This window comes from Caloramator proteoclasticus DSM 10124 (assembly GCF_900129265.1).
GTDB classification, from domain to species: Bacteria; Bacillota; Clostridia; order Clostridiales; family Caloramatoraceae; genus Thermobrachium; species Thermobrachium proteoclasticum.
In genome coordinates this window covers 41,316-66,137 of sequence record NZ_FQVG01000006.1, presented here as the reverse complement: position 1 = coordinate 66,137, position 24,822 = coordinate 41,316, and the positions used below count along the sequence as shown (strand labels likewise).

At 33.7% G+C, this 24,822-nt stretch carries 19 protein-coding genes, 1 riboswitch and 3 other annotated features; of the genes, 8 read left to right on the top strand and 11 right to left on the bottom strand.

What is annotated here, in order from left to right:
* The first annotated feature begins 160 nt into the window (after window positions 1-160).
* Window positions 161-1,147 (top strand): asparaginase, encoded by a 987-nt coding sequence (locus tag BUB63_RS02840; RefSeq protein WP_073247872.1) that lies wholly within the window; start codon window positions 161-163, stop codon window positions 1,145-1,147.
* Window positions 1,148-1,458: 311 nt separating this feature from the next.
* Here BUB63_RS02840 and proS read toward each other — a convergent pair whose 3' ends face one another.
* Window positions 1,459-2,901, bottom strand: coding sequence for a proline--tRNA ligase (proS, locus tag BUB63_RS02835; protein ID WP_027309086.1), 1,443 nt, complete (start codon window positions 2,899-2,901; stop codon window positions 1,459-1,461).
* A 76-nt stretch (window positions 2,902-2,977) separates the two neighbouring features.
* Window positions 2,978-3,190: a binding site (T-box leader), on the bottom strand.
* Window positions 3,191-3,368: 178 nt separating this feature from the next.
* Here proS and BUB63_RS02830 point away from each other — a divergent pair.
* Window positions 3,369-3,782, top strand: a complete 414-nt coding sequence (locus tag BUB63_RS02830; RefSeq protein WP_027309087.1) for a DUF3842 family protein — start codon at window positions 3,369-3,371, stop codon at window positions 3,780-3,782.
* A gap of 11 nt (window positions 3,783-3,793) precedes the next feature.
* Here BUB63_RS02830 and BUB63_RS02825 read toward each other — a convergent pair whose 3' ends face one another.
* The 3 genes from BUB63_RS02825 to BUB63_RS02815 all read right to left on the bottom strand — a co-directional run bounded on the left by BUB63_RS02825 (window position 3,794) and on the right by BUB63_RS02815 (window position 7,598).
* Entirely contained in the window at window positions 3,794-4,303 is a 510-nt protein-coding gene (locus tag BUB63_RS02825) for an ECF transporter S component (protein WP_073247871.1), read from the bottom strand.
* A 176-nt stretch (window positions 4,304-4,479) separates the two neighbouring features.
* Window positions 4,480-5,871 (bottom strand): asparagine--tRNA ligase, encoded by a 1,392-nt coding sequence (gene asnS / locus BUB63_RS02820; RefSeq protein ID WP_027309089.1) that lies wholly within the window; start codon window positions 5,869-5,871, stop codon window positions 4,480-4,482.
* A gap of 71 nt (window positions 5,872-5,942) precedes the next feature.
* Window positions 5,943-6,160, bottom strand: a binding site (T-box leader).
* A 40-nt stretch (window positions 6,161-6,200) separates the two neighbouring features.
* Window positions 6,201-7,598 carry an MBL fold metallo-hydrolase gene (locus BUB63_RS02815; protein ID WP_073247870.1) on the bottom strand — a complete coding sequence of 466 codons (1,398 nt, stop codon included), beginning with the start codon at window positions 7,596-7,598 and terminating at the stop codon, window positions 6,201-6,203.
* 113 nt (window positions 7,599-7,711) lie between these two features.
* On the opposite strand from BUB63_RS02815, the gene BUB63_RS02810 reads away from it, so the two are divergent.
* Window positions 7,712-9,112 carry an alanine/glycine:cation symporter family protein gene (locus tag BUB63_RS02810; protein WP_073247869.1) on the top strand — a complete coding sequence of 467 codons (1,401 nt, stop codon included), beginning with the start codon at window positions 7,712-7,714 and terminating at the stop codon, window positions 9,110-9,112.
* Between the two features lie 322 nt (window positions 9,113-9,434).
* On the opposite strand, the gene ptsG is transcribed toward BUB63_RS02810, so the two are convergent.
* The 5 genes from ptsG to BUB63_RS02785 form a co-directional block, all read right to left on the bottom strand.
* Complete coding sequence (gene ptsG / locus BUB63_RS02805) at window positions 9,435-10,964, bottom strand: glucose-specific PTS transporter subunit IIBC (RefSeq protein WP_084106454.1); 1,530 nt, start codon at window positions 10,962-10,964, stop codon at window positions 9,435-9,437.
* Window positions 10,965-11,204: 240 nt separating this feature from the next.
* Entirely contained in the window at window positions 11,205-12,026 is an 822-nt protein-coding gene (speD, locus tag BUB63_RS02800) for an adenosylmethionine decarboxylase (RefSeq protein WP_073247868.1), read from the bottom strand.
* Between the two features lie 96 nt (window positions 12,027-12,122).
* On the bottom strand, window positions 12,123-12,803 hold the full coding sequence (locus BUB63_RS02795) for an amino acid ABC transporter ATP-binding protein (protein WP_027308656.1): 681 nt from the start codon (window positions 12,801-12,803) through the stop codon (window positions 12,123-12,125).
* A gap of 8 nt (window positions 12,804-12,811) precedes the next feature.
* Entirely contained in the window at window positions 12,812-13,453 is a 642-nt protein-coding gene (locus tag BUB63_RS02790; protein ID WP_027308657.1) for an amino acid ABC transporter permease, read from the bottom strand.
* A gap of 11 nt (window positions 13,454-13,464) precedes the next feature.
* On the bottom strand, window positions 13,465-14,235 hold the full coding sequence (locus BUB63_RS02785; protein ID WP_073247867.1) for an amino acid ABC transporter substrate-binding protein: 771 nt from the start codon (window positions 14,233-14,235) through the stop codon (window positions 13,465-13,467).
* Window positions 14,236-14,313: 78 nt separating this feature from the next.
* Window positions 14,314-14,553 (bottom strand) — a binding site (T-box leader).
* 194 nt (window positions 14,554-14,747) lie between these two features.
* On the opposite strand from BUB63_RS02785, the gene BUB63_RS02780 reads away from it, so the two are divergent.
* Entirely contained in the window at window positions 14,748-15,773 is a 1,026-nt protein-coding gene (locus BUB63_RS02780) for a branched-chain amino acid aminotransferase (protein ID WP_027308659.1), read from the top strand.
* Between the two features lie 154 nt (window positions 15,774-15,927).
* Here the strand turns inward: BUB63_RS02780 and BUB63_RS02775 are convergent, their stop codons facing one another.
* Both BUB63_RS02775 and BUB63_RS02770 read right to left on the bottom strand, forming a co-directional pair.
* Window positions 15,928-17,247 carry an Ig-like domain-containing protein gene (locus tag BUB63_RS02775; protein WP_073247866.1) on the bottom strand — a complete coding sequence of 440 codons (1,320 nt, stop codon included), beginning with the start codon at window positions 17,245-17,247 and terminating at the stop codon, window positions 15,928-15,930.
* Window positions 17,248-17,428: 181 nt separating this feature from the next.
* On the bottom strand, window positions 17,429-18,751 hold the full coding sequence (locus BUB63_RS02770) for a voltage-gated chloride channel family protein (RefSeq protein ID WP_073247865.1): 1,323 nt from the start codon (window positions 18,749-18,751) through the stop codon (window positions 17,429-17,431).
* Between the two features lie 56 nt (window positions 18,752-18,807).
* Window positions 18,808-18,867: riboswitch (Fluoride riboswitch) on the bottom strand.
* 181 nt (window positions 18,868-19,048) lie between these two features.
* On the opposite strand from BUB63_RS02770, the gene BUB63_RS02765 reads away from it, so the two are divergent.
* The 4 genes from BUB63_RS02765 to BUB63_RS02750 all read left to right on the top strand — a co-directional run bounded on the left by BUB63_RS02765 (window position 19,049) and on the right by BUB63_RS02750 (window position 24,807).
* A complete protein-coding gene (locus BUB63_RS02765; RefSeq protein ID WP_073247864.1) occupies window positions 19,049-20,968 on the top strand; it encodes a sigma-54-dependent Fis family transcriptional regulator in 1,920 nt (639 codons plus the stop codon).
* 182 nt (window positions 20,969-21,150) lie between these two features.
* Entirely contained in the window at window positions 21,151-22,317 is a 1,167-nt protein-coding gene (locus BUB63_RS02760; RefSeq protein WP_073247863.1) for an iron-containing alcohol dehydrogenase, read from the top strand.
* Window positions 22,318-22,526: 209 nt separating this feature from the next.
* Window positions 22,527-23,063 (top strand): NADH-quinone oxidoreductase subunit NuoE, encoded by a 537-nt coding sequence (gene nuoE, locus BUB63_RS02755; protein ID WP_341465368.1) that lies wholly within the window; start codon window positions 22,527-22,529, stop codon window positions 23,061-23,063.
* Window positions 23,053-24,807 (top strand): NADH-quinone oxidoreductase subunit NuoF, encoded by a 1,755-nt coding sequence (locus BUB63_RS02750; RefSeq protein WP_073247862.1) that lies wholly within the window; start codon window positions 23,053-23,055, stop codon window positions 24,805-24,807. Before nuoE ends, BUB63_RS02750 begins: the two co-directional genes overlap by 11 nt.
* Window positions 24,808-24,822 lie beyond the last annotated feature (15 nt).

Genomic DNA, 24,822 nt, shown 5'->3' with positions numbered 1-24,822 from the left:
GGGGGCTTTTAAAAAAGGATATTTACTATGCACTCGAAGTTTCAAATTATACTGTAAATTTCATTATAAACTACATTAACAACTACCATAAATATAATGTAGCATAAAAAAAATATATGATATATAATAAAATTAGAATAAGTCTATAGGGGGTAAACTTATGAAAAAAGTAGCTGTTGTATTTAATGGCGGTACTATTTCAATGAAGGTAGATCCAAAACTTCAGGCTGCAGTGCCAAGCTTAAGTTCAGAAGAAATAATGGCAATGGTAACTGGTATTGAAGGTTTTGCCTCAATTGAAAGCTTTACTTTTTCTAAACTTCCAGGGCCACATATGACTCCTGAAAAAATGCTTGAACTATCAAAGTACATAAAGGAAATACTTGATAGAGATGATATATCAGGTGTTGTAGTAACCCACGGAACAGACTCTCTTGAGGAAACTGCCTACTTCTTAGACCTAACTATAAACTCTGAAAAGCCAATAATTGTAACAGGAGCTATGCGTAATAGTTCAGAACTTGGATATGACGGCCCTGCAAACCTTGCAGCATCAATTTGTACAGCAATTTCAGAGGAAGCAAAGGGAAGAGGAGTTCTTGTATGCTTTAACGATGAACTTTTCTGTGCAAGTGAAGTAACAAAGAGAAATTCAATGAGTTTAAATGCATTTCAATCACCTTTATTTGGTCCAATTGGAATAATAGACAGCAATAAGGTCATATTCTATCGCAACAGCATTAGAAAACAACATATCGAAATAGACAATGTAAATGCAAATGTTCAGCTCATCAAATGCGTGACAGGTATGGATTCCACTTTAATAGATTACTGTATTGAAAAGGGAACAGATGGATTTGTAATAGAAGGAATGGGAAGAGGAAATGTACCTCCTAATATGGTATCAGAGATTAAGAAGGCCATTGACTTAGGAATTCCTGTTGTAGTTGTTTCAAGATGTTTTGAAGGACGTGTCCTTGACAGCTATGGATATCCCGGCGGTGGACGCGAACTTAGAAATTTAGGCGTAATATTTGGTGATACTCTACCAGGACAAAAAGCAAGAATAAAACTAATTGTAGCATTAAGTAAAACAAGGGATTTAAATGAGATAAAAAGGATATTTGAGATGGAGCTATATAATTAAAAAGCTGCTTTATAAATACTTGGAGTATTTATAAATTAGCCCCATAAAGGATTTCTTAGGCATTCGTTTATTTCGCCAATCAAATCTACGCTTTTCTTTGTTTGAAAAAGTCCTACCCTCGCGATGCCATCCTCCTGATGGCCGCTCGGCTCGGCACGTCCTGTGCCGAATTACGGACTTTTTAAAGCCGAAAAGCAAGATTTGCTAAGGCTTATAAAAGAGCCATATATAAAATCCTTTATGGGGCTTCTTCAAATTTCATCTAATAAATATGCTTATTAATATTCTCAAATACTATTTATGGCACTTTTTTAATATGCTCTTCCCCAATAAACCATATGCTTTGCTATCTTTCCACAGCATACACACTTGTCACTTAAAGTTTCTTGCTCAAATGGTATGCATCTTGAAGTTGCACCTGTTTCTTCCTTTATCTTATCCTCACATTCTCTATCTCCACACCACATAGCCTTTATAAATCCAGGCTTGTTTTCAACTATATCCTTAAATTCCTCCATATTTGTTGCTACATAAGTGTGTTCATCCCTATTCTTTCTTGCCATTTCAAGCATATTATTGTGTATATCATCAAGAAGCCTTAACACTTCTTGTTCTAAATTATCCATTGAAACTGAAATTTTTTCCATCGTATCACGTCTTACAAGTACAACTTGATTCTTTTCTATATCCTTTGGTCCAACCTCAAGTCTTACAGGAACACCCTTCATTTCGTATTCTGCAAACTTCCAACCTGGCATCTTGTCTGAATCGTCAAGTTTAACTCTAACAACCTTTGAAAGTCTTTCCTTTAGTTCATTTGCCTTATCAAGTACACCTTCCTTATGCTGTGCAATTGGTACTATTACAACTTGAATTGGTGCTATTCTTGGTGGAAGTTTTAACCCATTATCATCACCGTGAACCATTATTACTGCACCAATTAATCTTGTAGTAACTCCCCAAGATGTTTCATATACATACTGTAATTGTCCGTTCTTATCAAGGTATCTTATATTAAAGGCCTTTGCAAAATTATCTCCAAAGAAGTGAGAAGTACCTGTTTGTAGAGCTTTTCCATCGTGCATTAAGCTCTCAATTGTATAGGTTGCTCTTGCTCCTGCAAACTTCTCCTTCTCTGTCTTTCTCCCCTTTATAACTGGTATTGCAAGTACTTCTTCGCAGTGTTTTGCATATATATTTAACATTCTAATTGTTTCTTCTTCTGCCTCTTCTGCTGTTGCGTGGATAGTATGTCCCTCTTGCCATAAAAATTCAGTTGTTCTCAAGAATGGTCTTGTAGTCTTTTCCCATCTTACAACAGAACACCATTGGTTATATAGCTTTGGAAGATCCTTATATGATTGAACTATCTTTGAAAAATGCTCACAGAATAGAGTTTCTGATGTTGGTCTAACACACAGTCTTTCTGCTAACTCTTCACTTCCTCCGTGAGTAACCCAAGCAACCTCTGGTGCAAAACCTTCAACGTGTTCTGCTTCCTTTCTTAAGAGGCTCTCTGGTATAAATAGAGGCATATAAACATTTTCGTGTCCTGTCTCTTTAAATCTTGCATCTAAATCCCTTTGAATATTTTCCCATATTGCATATCCATATGGTCTTATAATCATACATCCCTTTACGCTTGAATAATCGATAAGTTCAGCCTTTTTTACTATGTCTGTATACCACTGTGCAAAATCTTCATCCATTGATGTTATCGCTTCAACAAGCTTTTTATCCTTTTCCTTTGCCATATTATCTCCTCCTTAATTTTTATGTATTAATTAAAAAACCTTTGTTTTCTCGATAAAATAAAAGCCTCGAATCCCTAAAAGGGACCGAGGTAAACTTTCGGCGGTACCACCCTAATTAATATGCAAATGCATATTCTCTCAAATGGATAACGGAAAAACCGCTGCAGCCTACTTTAACTTCGGTGCAGAACTCAGAGGTGGGTTCAAAATCAGTCCTTTAGGAATTCGCACCAACCATTCCCTCTCTGAAAAGGAACTAACTTTTACTATTCCTCGTCATAGTCTTAAATATTCTATTTCTATATTATTTTATCATATTTTAATTTGTTTGCAACATTGTTTTTAAACAAGATAAATTTCACTATCATAGGACATACTATAACCTTTAAATTTAAATTATAATCTTGTTTTCAAATTTTAATTCATATTATTTATTTTTTATAGTATTATAGTTATGAGGTGGTTGTATGATAGTTGCAGTTGTCGATGGACAAGGTGCTGGAATTGGTCAGGCAGTTATAAAAAAAATAAAAAAGGAGTTTGAAGATAAAGTTAAAGTTGTTGCTTTAGGTCTTAACAAAACAGCACTTAAAAATATGCTAAAATCCGGTGCAGAAGAAGGAATTATAGGAAGCAAAAACATAAGTGAATATATACTCAATAATCAGATAAACTTTATAATTGGCCCTATTGGAATACTTTGTGCTGGTGGAATCTGTGGAGAAGTTACATCCACAGTTTCAAAGGCAATATTTAATTCACCTGCAACAAAATTAATTATTCCTCTTCAAAAACACGGCATATACATACCTAACACACAGGATTTATCCATAAAGGAATGCATAGAGGTATTTATAGAAAAAATAAGGGAGCAAATATAGCTCCCTTATTTTTATACAAGATTATACTTTTCAATCATTTTCACAACAAAAGGAATTACAATAAACTGTATAATAATTCCCCAAATACATTTTACAAAGGATGCAGTTATGAACATATTTAGAACATACTTTTTTCCCATTGATGTTAAAAGAATATAATTTGCAGCACCAGAAACTATTCTTCCAAGAAGCATAGCAGAAATCAATGATACAAATAAATTTACCCTTATCTTTTTGTATAAATATCCTGATATAAATCCATAGGTTGCAAGCTCAAAGGCCATAGCAACTGCAACCGGATAAATAGGTGGCATACCAGTTAGTATAGAACTTAAAAATGGAGTAACAAATCCAATAAGTGCACCATATTTTTCTCCTAATATAAACCCACAAAGTAGAACTGGTATGTGCATTGGTAAGAATACATTACCTGGAAGACCACTCATATGAAATATACTTGGTATAAGAAGACCAAGTGCCAAAAATAAAGCTGCAAGTACTAAATTTTTTATTTTTGACATAAGAACCCTCCTTTAAATTGGAATAAGTTATATGTGATATGGCTGCCATTAAAAATAAAAAAGGTAGAGCAAAACGCCCTACCTTCGTGGTAAGCTAATGTTATTAATAAAGAAACGCTTATGAAGCCTTCGTGACTTCTTATATATTATAATACATATTCATTTCTATTTCAATATTAGAACTCACAATTTCCTGGTGTTCTTGGGAATGGTATAACATCTCTAATATTGCCCATTCCTGTTAAATACATAATCATTCTTTCAAATCCAAGACCATATCCCGCGTGCTTTGTTTCTCCATATTTTCTAAGCTCTAAATACCACCAATAGTCTTCTTTTCTCATTCCAAGCTCTTCAATTCTTCTAACTAAAACATCATATCGTTCTTCTCTTTGGCTACCACCTATTATTTCTCCTACACCAGGAACTAAAAGGTCTGCCGCTGCAACAGTCTTACCGTCGTCATTTAATCTCATATAAAAGGCCTTTATATCCTTTGGATAGTTAGTTACAAACACAGGCTTTTTAAATATTTCTTCTGTTATATATCTTTCGTGTTCTGTTTGTAGGTCACATCCCCACTCAACAGGATATTGAAATTCTTTACCTGATTTCTTTAAAAGGTCAATAGCTTCTGTATATGTTATTCTTGCAAACTCTGAATTTAACACATTGTTTAATCTATCCAATAGTGTATTGTCTATGAAATTATTGAAAAATTCCATTTCCTCTGGTGCATTTTCAAGCACATAGCTTATTATATACTTAACCATATCCTCTGCTGTATCCATATAATCATTCAAGTCAGCAAAGGCCATTTCAGGCTCTATCATCCAGAACTCTGAAGCGTGTCTTGCTGTATTTGAATTTTCTGCTCTAAAGGTTGGTCCAAACGTATATACCTTTTTATATGCAAGGGCAAATATTTCTGCCTCAAGCTGACCACTAACTGTAAGGTTTGCTTCTCTTCCAAAGAAATCCTCTGAAAAATCTATGCTTCCATCCTCTTTTCTTGGAATATTGTTTAAATCTAATGTTGTTACTCTAAACATCTCACCAGCACCTTCACAGTCACTTCCTGTGATGATTGGTGTATTTACATAAACAAATCCTCTTTCTTGGAAGAACTTGTGTATAGCAAAGGCTGCAACAGAACGTACTCTAAATACAGCAGAGAAGGTATTACTTCTTGGCCTTAGGTGTGCTATTGTTCTTAAATACTCAAATGTATGTCTCTTTTTTTGTAGTGGATAATCTGAACTTGACATACCCTCTATTATAATCTTGGTTGCTTGAACCTCAAAGGGCTGTTTTGCCCCTGGAGTTTCAACTAACTTTCCTTCTACAGTTATAGATGAACTTATTGGAAGCTTCTCAACTTCCTTAAAGTTTTCAAGCTTTTCATCAAAAACTATTTGAAGGTTCTTGAAAAAGGTACCGTCATTTAATTCAATAAATCCAAAGGCCTTTGATGATCTCACAGTCCTAACCCAACCAGATACTCTAACATCTTGGTTTAAATATTTTTCACTCTCTCTATAGAGTTGCTTTACTTCTACTGTTTGCATAGGCTACCTCCTTTTATTTTTATGTTTATTATAATAACTCATTATTTACATATAAAAAGCTCTTCATCCCATAATGGGACGAAGAGCCAATCTTCGCGGTACCACCCAAATTGCCTAAAAGGCCACCTCTTTGTGGATATAACGCTCCACAGACGTCTTAGTCTACTCTCAAAGGATTTCGGTAAGAGACTCCAGGATGTTCTTCAGCCTAAGTCCAGTACCAGTCTTCCACCACCACTGGCTCGCTTTAACCTTCTCTTAAGCCTACTCTTCCCTTCACAGTCTTTATCATCTTATTATAAAAATTATATTATTAATAATTTCATTTGTCAATCAATTATAAATTCATCATACAGCTTAGGTATTTCAACTTTGCATTGAACAAACCTCTCAAGTTCCTCCTTTAAATTTTTAGATGCCTCCTCTTCACCGTGGGTTACAAATATTTTCTTAAAAACACCATTTTTAATGTTCTTTACCCAATTCAAAAGTCCTCCTAAATCTGCGTGCCCTGATAACGAAGGAATGCTGTATATGTTGGCATTTACAACCATTTCTTCCCCAAATATTTTTACCCTTTTCTCTCCATCTAATATTCTTCTACCTAATGTTCCCTCAGCCTGATAACCAACAAATATTATAGAGGTGTTCTTTTTCCATATATTATGTTTTAAATGGTGCTTTATTCTACCTGCTTCACACATACCACTTGCAGAAATTATAACTACCCCCTGCTTCTCATTTAATGCTTGGGATTCCTCAGCTGTTTGTACAATATAAAGATTGTCAAAGTGAAGAACATCTATATCTTTAGATAATAAATTTAATGCCTCTTCATCATAGCATTCCTTATGCTTCTCAAATATCTCAAGTGCCTCCCTTGCAAGAGGACTATCAAGATAAAACTCTATATTTTTTAGTTCTTCCTTTTTTTCGATATCAATGTATTGATTTAAAATGTATAAAACCTCCTGTGTCCTTCCAACTGAAAAGGCAGGTATTATTACATTTCCCCCTGCTTTAACAGTATTTATTATTATATCATATAGGGATTTTGCCTCTTCTGCCCTTGATTCGTGAAATCTGTTTCCATATGTTGATTCAATTACAAGATAATCTGTATAATCTATATACTCATAGTTTTTTATTATTGGAATATCAATGTTACCTAAATCTCCACTGAAGGTTATAATATTCTCCCTTTTATTTTCCTTTATCTTTATAACTACTATTGCAGAGCCTAAAAGATGCCCAGCATCTTTAAACATAAACTCTATGTTTTTATCAATTGTAACCCACTTATTATATGATGCCCTATAGAGATAATCATTAACAACAAGTGCATCTTCAACCGTATATAAAGGCTCAACCGGGTCAAGCCCCTTTCTTAATCTCTTTTTAGTCCTCCATTTTGCTTCAAACTCCTGAATATGACCACTATCCTTAAGCATTATATTTACCAAATCACAGGTTGCAGATGTTGCATACACAGTTCCCCTAAAGCCTTGCTTATAAAGCATAGGAAGTCTTCCTGAATGGTCTATATGGGCGTGAGTTAGAATTACAAAATCAACATCCTTTGGATTAAAGGGAAATGGTTCATAGTTTAAATCAAATACATTTCCCTGAAACATTCCACAATCAACTAAAAATTTTCTCTTGTTTGTTTCAATTAGGTAGCAAGAACCTGTAACTTGTCCTGCTGCACCACAGAATTTAATCTTCATACAAAGCCCCCCTTTCTTTTTATTATACCACATATTTTTGTAATTTTCTTTCAATTGACTAATTAAGTCGAATCTGATACAATTTTGTTAAAATTAAAAATTGGAGGTGCAGTATGAGTCAATTAATATCCAATTTCATCAACAATGCAAACAACATTCTTTGGTCTTATATTATAATTGCACTATTAATTGCAGCCGGACTTTATTTTTCCTTCAGAACAAGATTTGTTCAGCTAAGATACTTCAAGGAGATGTTTAAACTTCTAACAGAAGGAACAGGCAGTGCAAAGGGGACAAGCCATATTTCATCCTTTCAAGCCTTCTGTATAAGTACCGCATCCCGTGTTGGAACAGGAAACCTTGCGGGCGTTGCAACAGCAATAACCGTTGGAGGTCCTGGTGCTATATTTTGGATGTGGGTTATAGCTATAATTGGTGGTGCATCAAGCTTTGTTGAAAGCACACTCGCACAAGTTTATAAAGTTAAAGATGGTGAAAACTATCGCGGAGGCCCTGCCTACTATATGGAAAGAGCCTTAGGTCAAAGATGGATGGGAATACTTTTTTCAATCCTTATAACAATATGTTTCGGGCTTGTATTTAATTCTGTTCAAGCAAACACAATTTCTCAAGCCTTCCAAAAAGCATTTGGAATAAAAACTTATATAACAGGTGCTGTAATAGCCTTTATAACAGCAATAATTATATTTGGTGGAGTTAAGAGAATTGCAAAAACAGCAGAAGCAATCGTTCCTGTTATGGCAATAGCCTATGTTACGGTTGCACTATTTATAGTTTTAAAGAATATAACATTAATCCCTTCAGTATTTAAGATGATTTTTGAAGGTGCCTTTGGAGTAAAACAAGCAGTTGGTGGTGGTATAGGTGCTGCAATAATGATGGGTATAAAGAGAGGTCTTTTCTCAAACGAAGCTGGTATGGGAAGTGCACCAAATGCAGCAGCAACAGCCCACACATCACATCCTGCAAAACAAGGACTTATTCAAACACTTAGCGTATTTACAGATACACTATTAATTTGTAGTGCAACAGCATTTATAGTATTAACATCTGGTGAATATACAAATCCAGATGTTACAGGTATACAACTTACTCAAAACGCCCTTGTTCATCACGTTGGTTCTTGGGGAAGTATATTTATAGCAATATGCATATTCCTATTTGCCTACAGTTCAGTTATAGGAAACTACTACTATGGTGAGACAAACATTGAATTCATTAAACCAAGCAAGACTTATTTAAATATATATAGATTACTTGTTGTAGCAATGGTTATGTGGGGCTCAATTGCTTCACTTCAAATAGTATGGGATTTAGCAGACCTGTTTATGGGACTTATGGCTATATTAAATATAATTGCAATACTTCTTCTTGGAAATGTTGCATTTAAGGTTTTAAAGGATTATGAAAAGCAAAGGGAAGAAGGATTTGATCCTAAGTTTAAGGCAAGAAATATAGAGGGATTGAAGAACGCAGACTGTTGGGAAGAGTAAAATAAAAGGCTTGGTTTTAACCAAGACTTTTTTATTAGACACATAAAGGATTTCTTTGGCTTACGTTCATTTCGCCAAGCAATTCTAAGGCTTTTCTTTGTTTGAAAAGTCCTACCCTCGCGATGCCATCGTCCTGATGGCCGCTCGGCTCGGCACTTCCTGTGCCGAATTACGGACTTTTTCAAAGCCGAAAAGCCAAGAATTGCTAAAGATTATGAAAGAGCCTTTTTGAAATCCTTTTATGTGTCTAAAACAGAGTTTGTAAAAAATAGTAATAAAATATAAAATAGAGGCTTGGTTTAAAAACCAAGCCTCTATTTTATCATATACCTGCTATCTTCTTTATTTCACTCTTAATGTTGTCTGACTTTGGTCCAAATATAGCTTGGATACCATCGCCAACTTCAACTACTCCTGCAGCACCAAGTTGCTTTAATCTATCCTTATTTACCTTCTTAGGATCAACTACATTTACTCTAAGTCTTGTTATACAAGCATCAAGGTACTTAATGTTTTCCTTTCCTCCAAGAGCTTCTAAAACATTTGCTGCAAGTGTTGAATTTGTAGCTGCCGCTTCTGTTGCTCCTTCAACTTCCTCATCTTCTCTACCAGGAGTCTTTAGATTAAATGTTCTTATTGCAAATCTAAATCCAAAGTAGTAGATTACTGAGAATACTAAACCTACTGGTATTACAAGCCACCAAGAAGTTCTATTTGGTATTACACCAAATAGTATAAAGTCAATTATACCACCTGAGAATGTCATACCTATCTTAACATTTAATATGTGCATTATCATAAATGAAAGTCCTGCAAACACACAGTGTACAGCATATAATGCTGGTGCTACGAATAGGAATGTAAATTCGATTGGTTCTGTTATACCTGTTAAGAATGAAGTAAGTGCTGCTGATGCCATAATACCTGCAACAACCTTCTTCTTTTCTGGTCTTGCTTCGTGATACATAGCAAGAGCTGCTGCTGGAAGACCAAACATCATAAATGGGAACTTACCTGTCATAAATGTACCTGCTGTAAATGGAACTCCATCCTTAAGTTGTTGGAAGAATATTGCTTGGTCACCTCTAACAACTTGACCTGCAAGTTGTCCTGTTTTTGCTGTATATTCACCAAATTGATACCAGAATGGATTATAGAATATGTGATGTAATCCAAATGGAATAAGTGCTCTTTCTATAACTCCAAATATAAATGCTGCTATAGTCTTATTTGTATCAATCATTGAGCTTGAGAATGCGTTAAGTCCATTTTGAATTGGAGGCCATACAACAACCATTACAAGTCCTAATATTATTGATGCTGCTGCTGTTACAATTGGAACGAATCTCTTTCCTGCAAAGAATCCTAAGAATGGTGGTAGTTCTATTGTATAGTACTTTTCATATAGTGCATAAGCAACTAAACCTACTATAATACCACCAAACACACCAGTTTGAAGTGTTGGAACACCAAGAACATTTGCATAAGCTGGGCTCTTTCCTATGTGTGCTGGTGTTACACCTGCTACTATTCCCATAGTAACATTCATTATTAAGAAACCAACTATTGCCGCAAGCCCTGCAACACCTTCTCCTCCTGCAAGACCTACTGCAACACCTACTGCGAAGATAAGTGGTAGATTACCAAAAATAATACCTCCTGATTGTTCCATAACCCTTGCAATAGCTTGTACACTTGCTGATCCAAAGGCAGGTGCCTTTTCTAAGAATGCTTGGTTTTGGAACATATTACCTAATGCAAGTAGTATACCTGCTGCTGGAAGTAGAGCAACTGGTAGCATTAGGGCTTTACCTATTTTTTGTAGGACACCAAATGCTTTTTTTGTTGACATAAACTTTCCCCTCCTAATGAGCTTTTTATTTATTTTTATAATTAAAATAAAATATTAAAGGCATGAGTAAAGGTACAACAAACTAGACACCCAAATGGATGAACCTAATTTTCCATACCTTTTACTCATGCCTGATCGAATCAGTAACACGTAAAAGTATTTTATTCACTTGCAATATTAATTATATCAGCAAGAAATAATTAATGCAATAGCTTTTAAATATTAAATTTTCTAAATATTTTACTTCGTTACATTTGGAAGGTTTATTCCGTAGAAAATTTCAGTCATTTCTTTCTTTAATTTATCTGTTATATCCTTCTTTTCCTGTTCGTTTAATTCACTCTCTGACTTTTCAAACAGATAATTATCAAGCTTTATATCCCTTACCATCATCTTTGTATGGAATATATTTGATTGATAAATATTCATATCAATCAAGTTGTATCTGTCAAGTGTTTCCTGTGCTATATAGTCTTGGATTGATGTTATGTCGTGATCAATATATAGCTTATGGCCATGTATATCTCTTGTAAACCCTCTAACTCTATAATCTATTGTTATTATATCTGAATCAAAGCTATCTATCAGATAATTAAGTGCCTTAAGTGGCGATATTTGTCCACAAGTTGACACATCAATATCTACTCTAAATGTACTTATCTCATTTTGGGGGTGAGTTTCTGGGTACGTATGCACAGTAACGTGGCTCTTATCAAGGTGAGCAACAATGTTTTCTCTTGTTGGAGTTAATATACCTCTATTACAGGATGGATCAAGTATATAAAGAGGTACCTCCTCTTCAGAGATAAGCAGTGTAACACTTGCTCCCTGTGGGTCATAGTCCTGCTTTGCAATGTTTAAAACGCAAGCACCTATCATTTCTGTAACATTTGTTAATATCTTGGTAAGTCTTTCTGAATTATACTGCTCGTCAATATATTCAATATACTTTTTTCTGTCCTCTTCCGTCTTTGTGTAGCATACGTCGTAAATGTTGAAACTCAAAGTCTTTGTTAAATTGTTGAATCCGTATAGTTTTAGCTTGTTCTTTCCTTTTTCCAATTCAACTCCCCATTCCTTTCAATTAATATTTTCAGTAAAATTATATAACTTTTACGGGGAATGTCAAGAACTTTAAACTTACATAACAAGCAATTTTTATGATATTATTTTTCCCTCTTCTATTTTAATTATTCTATCCGAAATAGAATAGGAAAATTCCTTATCGTGACTAACAATTAAAACAGCCATATTTTCCTTCTTAAACCCCAATATTATATCAGCTATACTTTTTTTAACCTCATCATCTACTGCAGATGTAGGCTCATCAAAACAGATTATTTTCGGAGACAAAACGCACGCACGAGCAATGGCTACCCTCTGTCTTTGCCCACCAGATAGTTCATAAGGATAACAGTCTTTTTTATCTAAAATGTTTAGCTTTTCAAGAAGCTTAACTGCCCTTTCAACAGCCTTTTCTTTATCTAATTTATAGGCTTTAACAGGTGATAATATTATATTATCCAGCACAGTTAAATTAGGAAATAAATTAAAGCTTTGAAAAACATACCCTATGGATTGTCTTATCTTTTTTAAGGTTTCACCCTTTGCACCTTCAATAAAATTTTCATTTTGCCTATACAGGTATTCTCCGTTTATTTTAATATTACCCTCATCTATAGTTTCAAGTCCATTTATACATCTTAAAAGAGTTGATTTCCCTGCCCCTGATTTACCAAATATAGAAACAACCTCTCCCTCCTTTAATTCAAAGCTTACATTATCTAAAACCCTCTGTCCCCTAAAGGATTTTACAAGGCCTTCTACCTTTAAAAGCATATTACCACCTACCTATAGTATTCAAATTTTTCTTCTATATTCTTAAACAAGTTGCTTAGAACATATATAAACCCAGCATAAAATATTGCTACAACTAAAAATGGAATTAAGGTTGCATCTCTATTTACTGCAATTTTTCCTTCCCTTAATATATCAGAAATCCCTACGACATAAACAAGTGCTGTATCCTTTACCAATGTAATTACTTCATTAGCAAGTGCAGGGAGAATATTTTTTAACATTTGAGGAAATATTACATATCTATAAGTATCAAATCTACTTAACCCAAGTACCTTTGCTGCCTCAAATTGTCCTTTATCTATAGATTGAATGCCCGCCCTAAAAATCTCTGCAAAGTATGCAGCATAATTCAATATAAAGGCTATAAAAACAGCTGTATATCTATCGAAGGTTATACCGACTATAGGCAGACCAAAAAATACAAATATTATCTGAAGAAGTAGAGGCGTCCCCCTCATTATGAATATATAGAGAGAGACTGCCATCTCTATCATCTTTATCTTTGATAGCCTAAGCACTGCAACTAAAATTCCTAAGATAAGCGAAAATATCAATGTTACAATAAATATATAAAAGGTTACAAACATTCCACTTTTCATAGATATAAATAGATTAATAATATACTCCACAAAATCACCTCTTATTTTTTAAACCAGTTACTATATATTCTTTCAAAGGTACCATCCTTTTTCATTTCTTCTAAAGTCTTATCCACTTTATCCTTTAGTTCATCTCCCTTTCTAAAACCTATGCCATACTCTTCCTCACCAAAATTATCTTCAAGTATTTTAAATTTATCCTCTCCTTTAAGTTTTATATAGTATCTTGCCAATATCTCATCCACAACAACTGCATCAATTCTTCCGCTTTCAAGTTCCATAAGAGCATCATTGTTTGTTTCATAAAGATTAAGTTTTCCATCTTTAAATTTAGATAAAATTTCTTTATCCTTTTCTACTGCCTCTTGGGAACTTGAGTTTAATTGTGCCGCAACTCTTTTTCCCTCTAAATCACTCTTCTTATTTATATTTGAGTCCTCCAAAACTACTATAACCTGTCTATTTACAAGGTATGGTTTTGTAAAATCAACTTTTTCCTTTCTCTCCTCTGTTATTGTATATCCATTCCATATTGCATCTATTTTTTTAGAATTTAATTCAGATTCCTTCATAGCCCAATCAATAGGCTGAAACTTCACCTCATAACCTAATCTTTTAAAAACCTCCTTTGCTAAATCAACATCAAATCCTACTATTTCCCCTTTTTCATTTTTGAACCCCATAGGTGCAAAGGTATCATCAAGTCCTACTACCACAATTTTACTTGCATTATTTGAAACTTGAGTTTTAGAACAGGATGCAAGAAAAAATGCACTGATTAATAAAGTTAATCCTAAAATGAATTTTTTCATACCATTTTCCTCCCTTTAAATTTTTATATATTTTTAGCAGTACTGCTTTTTTTACAAAACAAAAAGCTCCCATCCTCCTCTGAGGACGAGAGCTTATCTCCCGTGGTCCCACCTCAATTCATTAATGCCTCACGACATTAACCTTATTAGGTACTAACATACCCTATCACTATAACGGGTGAAGGTTCCCGTGGTAGCCTACTAATCTTCGGTACCAAACTCCGAGATGTGTTCAAAATAGCCCTCATACATCCTCACACCACCCGGATGCTCTCTGAAATGGAAGCTATTTTTACTATTTCTCTTCATCGTTTTTGCTTTATTTATTTATCAATTTACCATATTAAAGCTTTAGTGTCAATATATTTTTCGTTAAAAAAATAATTTATTTAAAATTCTAAATAATTTTAACATTATTGCTGCATAAATGTTTTTTTTATGTTATAATTAAGGTGGAATGAGGGAATGTGTTACACAAAATCCTCTCAATCATTTTAAGTGAGGTGAATTATATGAACAAAACTGTAAACTTAGATTGGGGGAAACTTGGATTCAGCTATATCAAAACAGACTTCCGTTATGTATCCTATTGGAAGGACGGAAAATGGGACGATGGTAAACTTGTAGAAGACAATATGGTTACCATCAGCGAAGGCTCAACAGCTCTTCATTATGGACAACAATGCTTTGAGGGACTTAAAGCATACAGAACAAAGGATGGTAAAATACAACTATTTAGACCTGACCAAAACGCAAAAAGAATGAATTCCAGTTGCAGACGTCTTATGATGCCTGAAATTCCTGAAGAAAAATTTATAGACGCTTGTATACAAGTAGTAAAGGCAAACGAACATTTCGTTCCACCTTATGGAACAGGTGCTTCTCTTTATTTAAGACCTTATGTAATAGGAATTGGAGATAACCTTGGTGTAAAACCTGCACCTGAGTATTTATTCTCAGTATTCTGCTGTCCTGTTGGACCATATTTTAAAGGTGGTATGCAACCTGTTAACTTTACAGTATCAGACTATGACAGAGCTGCACCATATGGAACAGGTGGTGTTAAGGTTGGTGGAAACTATGCGGCAAGCCTTCTTCCACACGAACAGGCAGTAAAGAGGGGATTTGCAGATTGTATCTATCTTGACCCTGCAACTCATACAAAGATAGAGGAAGTTGGTGCTGCAAACTTCTTTGGAATAACAAAGGACAACAAATTTGTAACACCAAAATCACCTTCAATACTACCAAGTATAACTAAGTATTCTTTAATGCACATTGCAAAGGAATACCTTGGAATGGAAGTTGAAGAAAGAGACGTATATATAGATAAACTTGATGAATTTGTTGAAGCTGGTGCTTGTGGTACAGCCGCAGTTATAACTCCAATTGGAGGAATTGAATATAAAGGAAAACTTCACGTATTCTACAGCCAAACTGAAGTTGGTCCAATAACTAAAAAGCTCTACAATACGCTTGTTGCAATACAACTTGGAGATGAAAAGGCACCTGAAGGATGGATTGTGGAAGTTAAATAAAACCATTAGGCAGTAGGTTAAACCTACTGCCTAAAATTTTAATAAATTAATAATACTAATAGAACCAAGTGAATACTACCGTTTAGACACTATACAATAAGCATAGACGATATATTTATCTCTAAAAAATAATTAAGTATATTTATTATGTATATCAATTTATCCATATAGTTGTTTTAGATGGTATATTTTTATATACCCAATAGGAATCTTCTTCCTTCATTCTTATACATCCGTGAGATAGCTTTACACCCACATTAGAATTTACTGGTGTTACACCGTCTTTTGCAAATAACGTTGAATGAAATAAATATCCACTAAATATTTTTACCCAATATTTTACTCCTGTTTCATATTGAGGAAAGTATATCCATTTGTTTCTTAATCCATTTAATTGATATGTTCCTGGTATTGTAGGAGTAACATCTCTTCCTGTTGCAACCACAAAATTCTTTTCCAACTTATAATTACTGTATTTATCTTTGCTAAACACATAGGTTCTTTGTCTTGCTATATCCACCCATATAAAATATTTTGTAGGAGACTTAAACTTTTTAGTATTTACATACAATTCAAGTTCATAGTTATTGAGAGTATCATTTAATACTGGGCCTATATTTACCGTAATATATTTTCTTTCAATCCACCCCTCTACTCCATTAGGTAGCTTAACCTTATACCAAGTTTCATTACTATCTAATATTCTTACATTAGTTGATTTTTTAACCTTTGCTATGTATTTTTTCTTATCTATCTTTTTATAAATTTTTGTATCATTAATCACCACACCAGTAGGAATAGATGCAACAATTTTTTTCTCAACATCCTTAAAACTTGGAGGTTTTACATCTATAATACAAGAAGCTGTAAGACCCTCATCAGCAGATTTTGCTATTATTGTTGCCTTCCCAATCCCCAATGCAACAACATTTCCTTGACCATCAACCTTAACTACCTTTTCATTATCTGATTTCCATTCAACTTTTTTATTTGTTGCATCATTTGGCTCTATTGTTGCAATTAGCCTATAGGCTTCTCCTAATTTTAAACTTAAACTATTCTTATTTAATGTTATCCTCTTTATTTTTATAGGTTCTACAACTACCCTACATTCTGCCTTTATGTCATTATTTTCTTTGCTTTTTGCTGTAATAATAGCTTCTCCTACCCCTACAGCAGTTACCTTTCCATCTTCAATAATTACTACACTACTATTACTAACTTCCCATATTAACTCTTTATTAGTTGCATCTTCTGGCTCAAAATTTACTTTAATTTCAAAACTCTCACCTACAAATAATGTTCTAAAATCCACATCAAATTTTATACTGTTTAATAAAATTTCTTGATTTTTTTCATTACCTGTCTGATTTTCATTAGAATCAGCATTTGCAACTACATATGTAAACGGTATAACATTTAAACTAAATAAAAGTAAAAAGATTAGTAATGCCTTAGAGATTATTTTTTTCATATCTAACGCGAACCCCCTAAAATTACTTATACCTTTTAATGGATATTCATTTAAAAATCAAAATATTACCATTAGGATTACATTTAAAATTTTTGGAACCTTTTCTTAAAAACAAACAAATTCAATTTTAAATAATATAAATGATAAATACAAGATATTTTATATAAAAAAATAAAGAGAGCTATTGCTCTCCCTTTGTTAATATCCTTCTAATCTTGTTTTCCCTTATATCCTTTAAAGTCTTCTCATTATAGGTATTTAAGAGTCTACTCTTACTTCTATACACTCTTTGAGACGTATATATTCCGTGATGTCCAGAAAATAAGTAACTTACAATACAAGCAATAAACATAAATACAACACCATTACTTCCAAACATCTCTATACCTAATATAAAAGATGATATTGGTGTATTAGTTGCCCCACAAAATACTGATATAAGTCCCAAAGCTGCCAAAAAGGATGCCGGCATAAGTAGTACATCTGATAACACATTTCCTAATGTTGAACCTACAAAGAATATTGGTGTTACTTCTCCTCCTTGATAACCTGCTCCTAAAGTAACCGATGTAAAAAGAGTCTTTAATATAAAGCTATATTTAGAAACATTACCTTCAAATGCCTCTTTTATTGTAGGCAATCCTAATCCTAAATATTCTCTTGTATTAAATATATATACTAATGCTATTACTACAAATCCTCCTATAAAGCTTTTTAACATAGGATTATCTGTAATCTTGCTAAATAAAGATTTTGATATGTGTACCCCTTCACTAAACACAATACTCATAAGTCCAAACAATGCTGATGCTACAATAACCTTTATTACATTTACTGGTGTTACGCTTGGTACAGATAATATATGATAATGGGAATGAGTTGCTCCAACTAATGTTGCAACATAATCACCAACAAACGCTGATATAAAACAGGGAATAAGTGCCTCATAATACATATATCCTATTGCTATAACTTCAATTGCAAATATAGTTCCTGCAAGTGGTGTTCCAAAAACAGAACCAAAGCCACTGCTTATCCCACACATAAGAATTATTTTCATATCGTGCTTGTCTAATTTAAAAAGTCTTCCTATAAATTCTGATATACTTCCTCCCATCTGAACAGCAGTACCTTCTCTTCCTGCCGAACCTCCAAATAAATGGGTTAAAAATGTTCCTACAAATACCAATATAGACATTCTAAGAGGAATTTCTCTATCACCATAGTAGGCCTGTTCTATTATGAGATTATTTCCCTTAGAAGAATTTTTACCATATCTACTATATAAAAAGCTAACAAAAACACCTGCTAAAGGGAGTAAAAATAAAAGCCAAGGATTTGCCTCCCTCAAGTCTGTAGCAAGTTTTAAACTTCTTAAAAACAAAGCCGACAAAACACCCATTATAACACCAACTATGCTGCTTAAAAACAACCATTTTACTAATGAAACTGTTAAAATAAAATGATCAAGTTTCTTAACTATGTTTGATAATTTTCTAAACATATTAACCCTCCTTATTTTATTATACCCTAAACAAAAAACTCCTACAGAAAATAAAATTTTCTGTAGGAGTCATTAGCCAAAGGCGGTTAAAGGTGAACTCCATCACCTTTTCATATTTTAGCAAAACAAAATTTAGTTATCAAGTACTGATTTTTTATAAATTTATTTATTATAGGCAATTTATTTATAATATTTACTTAAATCCTCGCCATTCATAAATATTGTTAATTTATAGACAAAGAGTTTACAAAATAATAGAATAAAAATATAAGATTTATATATTGGGAGGGGGGCCGTATGAAAAGCAATAATAAAAATCACGAAGAAATAATCAAAAAGTCCCACGAACGTTCAAATAAATATGGAATTGAAACTGATAGAATCTATCCTAAAAAGATATTGACAAAGGAAGAAATCCCTTTGCTAATGAAAAAAAACAGAGACCTTATAAGAATCGCATCTCCATTTATTAAAATACTATATGACTTTTTAGAGGGTTCAGGCTTTTTTATTGTATTGACAGATAATGAAGGATGTATCTTAAGCACTATAGGAGATAAGGATATCCTTGCTGCTGCAAAGGAATTAAATATGGTGGTTGGTGCCTATATGGATGAAAACAGCATAGGAACAAATGCTATGGGAACAGCAATAAAGGAGGATATGCCTATACAAATATCTGCAAAGGAACACTTTATAACAGCCTACCATCGCTGGACCTGTTCTGCTGCACCAATACATAACACAAAGGGAGAAATTATAGGAACATTAAACCTAACTGGAAATAGTCATCTTGTACACCCCCATACGCTGGGACTTGTTGTTGCGGCTGTTCGCTCAATAGAAAATCAAATCAAGAGTGAAGAAGCAAACAACAAATTAATGGAAACATATCAATATCTAAACACAATAATTGAATCTATAAACTTTGGTATAATTGCCCTAAGTAAAAATGGTTTTATTAAAAATATAAATGAATCAGCCTGTTCTATGTTTAATTGTATTAAAGAAGATTTAATGGAGAAGCCCATTGAAGAAATTTTACCTAAATGGCAGGAAATAAATAAACGCATATTATCAGGGGAAAAGATAATAGATGAAGAAATTTATTTTAAAATAAAAGGAAAGTCACAAAAATATATTATTAGTCTTCATTCAATCCAAGATGAAAAAGGATGTATCATCGGCTCTGTTTTAAGCTTTAAAAACATTCAAAACGTATATAACCTAATAAATAAATATACAGGTATGAAGGCAAGATATACATTTGATGATATTATATATAAAAGTAATAATATGAAAAAGATAATAGAATATTCAAAAAGCATATCCGACAGTCCTTCTACTATACTCATAACAGGAGAGAGCGGAACAGGCAAGGAAATACTTGCACAAGCAATTCACAACAATAGCAGTAGACGTGATTTTGGTTTTGTAGCGATAAATTGCGGTGCAATACCTGAAAATCTGATAGAAAGCGAACTTTTTGGTTATGATGAAGGTGCCTTTACCGGTGCAAAACGTGGAGGCAATCCTGGCAAATTTGAGCTTGCAAATGGGGGAACACTTTTCCTTGATGAAATCGCAGAAATGCCCCTTGATATGCAGGTAAAACTATTAAGAGTTCTGCAGGAGGGTTGCATTACAAGAATTGGGGGAAATAAATATATTGACGTTGATGTTAGAATAATCGCTGCTACAAATAAAAATCTACTACAGGAGGTCAAGGAAGGAAGATTTAGGGAAGACTTATACTACAGAATATCAGTAATTCCAATTGTTCTTCCTCCTTTACGTGAACGTAGAGAGGATATACCTCTTTTAATAGAACATTTTCTTAAAACAAAGTCAATAAAGCTTAGAAAACCTATTCCTAAACTTAGTACTATACTTTATGATAAAATGCTCTCCTACAACTGGTTAGGCAACATCAGGGAACTTGAAAATTTTATTGAGAGTGCAGTAAACTTTGGTGGAAATATAGAGTTTTTGATGAATAAATTTGAAAACTTAAATACTCAAAATCAAAATACTCAAATAAGTAAGTATAATACAATATCAGATGATTTAATTGGCCCCCTTGATGAAATTGAAAAAAGAGCAATTATAAGTTGCCTAAAAAAATATGACAACAACATTTCAAAATGTGCAAAGATACTTAATATAAGTAGAAATACACTATATTTAAAGATGAAAAAGTACAACATAACAATTTAGATTGTCCTATTTTATTACATTGCTAAAAAATAGGACAATTATGAATTATAAAACTGTCCTATTTTTTAGCAGATTAAATCTGCTATTTTTTTGTCCTTAAAATTAGTTGTGTTTGTTAAATAACTAACTTGGCACGTTATTTGCTTATTAGTCTATAGATAAAATTAAAGGAGGGGGATCCTATGGCAAGATTTACATTACCAAGAGACATCTACTTTGGTAAGAACTCATTAGAAGAATTGAAAAATCTAAAAGGTAAAAAGGCCGTTATAGTTGTTGGTGGAGGTTCAATGAAGAGATTTGGCTTCCTTGATAAAATAGAAGCCTATCTTCACGAAGCTGGCCTTGAAACAAAGCTTATTGAAGGCGTTGAACCAGACCCATCAGTTGAAACAGTTATGAAGGGTGCAGAAATAATGAGAGAATTTGAGCCTGACTGGATAGTTGCAGTTGGTGGTGGTTCTCCAATCGATGCTGCAAAGGCTATGTGGATTTTCTATGAATATCCTGATTTTACATTTGAACAAGCAGTTGTTCCATTTGGACTTCCAGAGTTAAGAAATAAGGCAAGATTCGTTGCTATTCCTTCAACAAGTGGAACTGCAACTGAAGTTACTGCCTTCTCAGTTATAACTGATTACAAAGCAAAGATAAAGTATCCATTGGCTGACTTTAATATAACACCAGATATTGCAATAGTAGACCCAGAACTTGCACAAACAATGCCAAAGTCACTTACAGCTCACACTGGTATGGATGCTCTAACCCACGCTGTAGAAGCTTATGTAGCTTCACAAAAATCACCATTCTCAGATCCACTTGCTATGCACGCAATAGTTATGATTAAGGATAATCTTGTTAAATCCTTTAATGGTGATAAGGAAGCAAGGGAACAAATGCACTATGCACAATGTCTTGCTGGTATGGCATTCTCCAATGCTCTACTTGGTATAACACACTCTATTGCTCATAAGACTGGTGCTGTTTTCCATATACCCCACGGATGTGCAAATGCAATATATCTACCATACGTAATTCAATACAACTCAAAGGAATGTAAGGATAGATACGCACAAATAGCAAAAACTCTAAAACTTTCAGGAAATAATGAAGATGAACTTGTCAATGCACTTGTTGAAATGATTAGAGAATTAAATAGAAGTATGGATATACCTCTATCATTAAAGGGATATGGAGTTAGCGAAGAAGACTTTAGAGCAAACGTTAAGTCAATAGCACACAATGCAGTTCTTGATGCTTGTACAGGTTCTAACCCAAGACCAATAGATGATGCTACTATGGAAAAGGTTCTTGAATACATATATGAAGGAAAAGACATTGATTTTTAATATAATTTGTATTCATTAAGCTCTCTTTTGAGAGCTTAATGAATTTAAAAGGATATTTTATCGACCCATTAAAAAATAAATATTTGAATTAGAACATTTTTTGTGCCAAAATAAAATTGTGGTTATTTTGAATTTTCTGTATTTGCAAATTGTCAGCTTATTAAGTTTCCAACTTAAAATGCTAACTATATAAAGAAGGAGGAATGGATGTGAGTTGTTCCTGTGAAGAAAAACTATCATTAAATTTCGACGATAAGAAGGTTGATTTAAGTTTAATGGAACCAATTTTTAAAAAATACGAAGGACAAAGTGCCAGCCTTATCAGCATACTTCAAGATACACAAGAATTGTACGGCTACCTCCCACTAAGTGCCCTAAACCTTATTGCTGAAAGAACTGGAAGTAAAAGAGCAAAGATATATGGTATTGCAACCTTCTATGCACAATTTAGATTAAATCCAACTGGAAAATATATAATTCTTCAATGTCAAGGTACTGCTTGTCACGTTAACGGTTCCAAAGAAGTTAGTAGAGCAATATGCGAAGAACTTAATATAAAGCCTGGAGAAACAACAGAGGACGGATTATTTACACTTGAGGATGTTGCCTGTCTTGGTTGCTGTAGCCTTGCACCTGTAATTATGATAAACGGTGAGGCTTATGGAAACCTAACACCAGATAGTGCAAAGAAGATTATAAGGGATATATATGAAAAAGAAAGGAGGAAAAACTCCGATGAAAATTAGAATAGGGCTTGGAAGCTGTGGTATTGCTGCTGGAGGTAGAAAAATTAAAAATATATTTGAAAAGCTCTTAAAGGAAAGTAATAAACAAATTGAAATAATAACAACGGGATGTATAGGTATGTGTTATCTTGAGCCAATTGTTGATATCATAGATGATAATGGAACCTATACATATGCTAATGTAAGTCCATCAATGGCAGAAGAAATATTTAATGAACATATTTTAAAGGGATTACCTATTGAAAAATACATAGTTTCAACCGACAAGAAGCCTCACCCACAACTTGAAAAACAGGTTAGAATTGTTTTAAGAAATTGTGGAATCATAAACCCCGAGAGCATTGAAGACTATATTGAGGCTGGTGGCTACTCTGCCCTAAAAAAGGCACTTAGCCAAATGACTCCAGAGGAGGTAATTGAAGAAGTAAAAATATCTGGTCTTAGAGGACGAGGTGGTGCAGGTTTCCCAACTTGGTTTAAATGGAATGCTGCAAGAGCCTCAAAGGGAAATGAAAAATACATAGTTTGTAATGCAGATGAAGGAGACCCTGGTGCCTTTATGGATAGAAGCGTAATTGAAGGAGACCCTCATTCTCTTATTGAAGGAATGATAATTGCTGCCTATGCAATAGGTGCACATACAGGCTTTGTTTATGTACGTGCTGAGTATCCTCTTGCTATAGAGAGATTAAATATCGCTATAGAACAAGCAAAGGAAAAAAATCTTCTTGGAGAGAACATATTAAATTCAGGATTTGATTTTGAACTTAAAATTAAAATGGGGGCCGGTGCCTTTGTATGTGGCGAAGAAACTGCCCTTATAGCCTCCCTTGAGGGAGAACGCGGTATGCCAAGATTAAAACCACCATTCCCAGCACAATCAGGTTTCTTTGGCAAACCAACCAACATAAATAATGTTGAAACATATGCAAACGTACCTTGGATAATCAAAAATGGAGGACAGGAGTTTGCAAAATATGGAACAGAAAAGAGTAAGGGAACAAAGGTTTTTGCACTTGCAGGTAAAATTAAGCGTGGTGGATTAATCGAAGTACCTATGGGTATGACCTTAAGAGAAGTCATATATGAAATAGGTGGAGGAATTAAAGAGGATAAGGAATTTAAAGCTGTTCAGATGGGTGGACCATCTGGAGGATGTATTCCAAAGGAACTCCTCGACACTCCTGTTGACTATGAATCAATAAACAGTACAGGTGCCATTATGGGTTCTGGTGGTATGATAGTTATGGATGAAACAACCTGTATGGTGGATATAGCAAGGTTCTTCCTTGACTTTACTTGTAAAGAATCCTGTGGAAAATGTATCTACTGTAGAATAGGTACAAAAAGAATGCTTGAGATACTAAACAATATATCAGAGGGAAAGGGAACAGTTGAAGACCTTGAAATACTTGAGGAACTCTGCTACAGCGTTAAGGATGGTTCACTGTGCGGACTTGGTCAAACAGCACCAAATCCTGTACTTACAACACTAAAATATTTTAAAGATGAATATCTATCCCATATTAATGATAAAAAATGTCCTGCAAAACAATGTAGAGCACTATTATCATATAAAATTGACGCTGAAAAGTGTATTGGTTGTACAATGTGTGCAAAGAGTTGTCCAACTTCTGCAATATCAGGAGAAAGAAAAAAAGCACATACAATAGCTCAAGATAAATGTATTAAATGCGGAAACTGTATAAAAACTTGTAAGTTTAATGCTATTTATACTGAATAAAAAGGGAGTGATAGA

Coding starts and splice junctions, on each gene's coding strand:
- BUB63_RS02840 (WP_073247872.1), top strand. CDS start 161: ATGAAAAAAGTAGCTGTTGTATTTAATGGCGGTACTATTTCAATGAAG.
- proS (WP_027309086.1), bottom strand. CDS start 2,901: ATGGCAAAGGAAAAGGATAAAAAGCTTGTTGAAGCGATAACATCAATG.
- BUB63_RS02830 (WP_027309087.1), top strand. CDS start 3,369: ATGATAGTTGCAGTTGTCGATGGACAAGGTGCTGGAATTGGTCAGGCA.
- BUB63_RS02825 (WP_073247871.1), bottom strand. CDS start 4,303: ATGTCAAAAATAAAAAATTTAGTACTTGCAGCTTTATTTTTGGCACTT.
- asnS (WP_027309089.1), bottom strand. CDS start 5,871: ATGCAAACAGTAGAAGTAAAGCAACTCTATAGAGAGAGTGAAAAATAT.
- BUB63_RS02815 (WP_073247870.1), bottom strand. CDS start 7,598: ATGAAGATTAAATTCTGTGGTGCAGCAGGACAAGTTACAGGTTCTTGC.
- BUB63_RS02810 (WP_073247869.1), top strand. CDS start 7,712: ATGAGTCAATTAATATCCAATTTCATCAACAATGCAAACAACATTCTT.
- ptsG (WP_084106454.1), bottom strand. CDS start 10,964: ATGTCAACAAAAAAAGCATTTGGTGTCCTACAAAAAATAGGTAAAGCC.
- BUB63_RS02795 (WP_027308656.1), bottom strand. CDS start 12,803: ATGCTTTTAAAGGTAGAAGGCCTTGTAAAATCCTTTAGGGGACAGAGG.
- BUB63_RS02785 (WP_073247867.1), bottom strand. CDS start 14,235: ATGAAAAAATTCATTTTAGGATTAACTTTATTAATCAGTGCATTTTTT.
- BUB63_RS02780 (WP_027308659.1), top strand. CDS start 14,748: ATGAACAAAACTGTAAACTTAGATTGGGGGAAACTTGGATTCAGCTAT.
- BUB63_RS02775 (WP_073247866.1), bottom strand. CDS start 17,247: ATGAAAAAAATAATCTCTAAGGCATTACTAATCTTTTTACTTTTATTT.
- BUB63_RS02770 (WP_073247865.1), bottom strand. CDS start 18,751: ATGTTTAGAAAATTATCAAACATAGTTAAGAAACTTGATCATTTTATT.
- BUB63_RS02765 (WP_073247864.1), top strand. CDS start 19,049: ATGAAAAGCAATAATAAAAATCACGAAGAAATAATCAAAAAGTCCCAC.
- BUB63_RS02760 (WP_073247863.1), top strand. CDS start 21,151: ATGGCAAGATTTACATTACCAAGAGACATCTACTTTGGTAAGAACTCA.
- BUB63_RS02750 (WP_073247862.1), top strand. CDS start 23,053: ATGAAAATTAGAATAGGGCTTGGAAGCTGTGGTATTGCTGCTGGAGGT.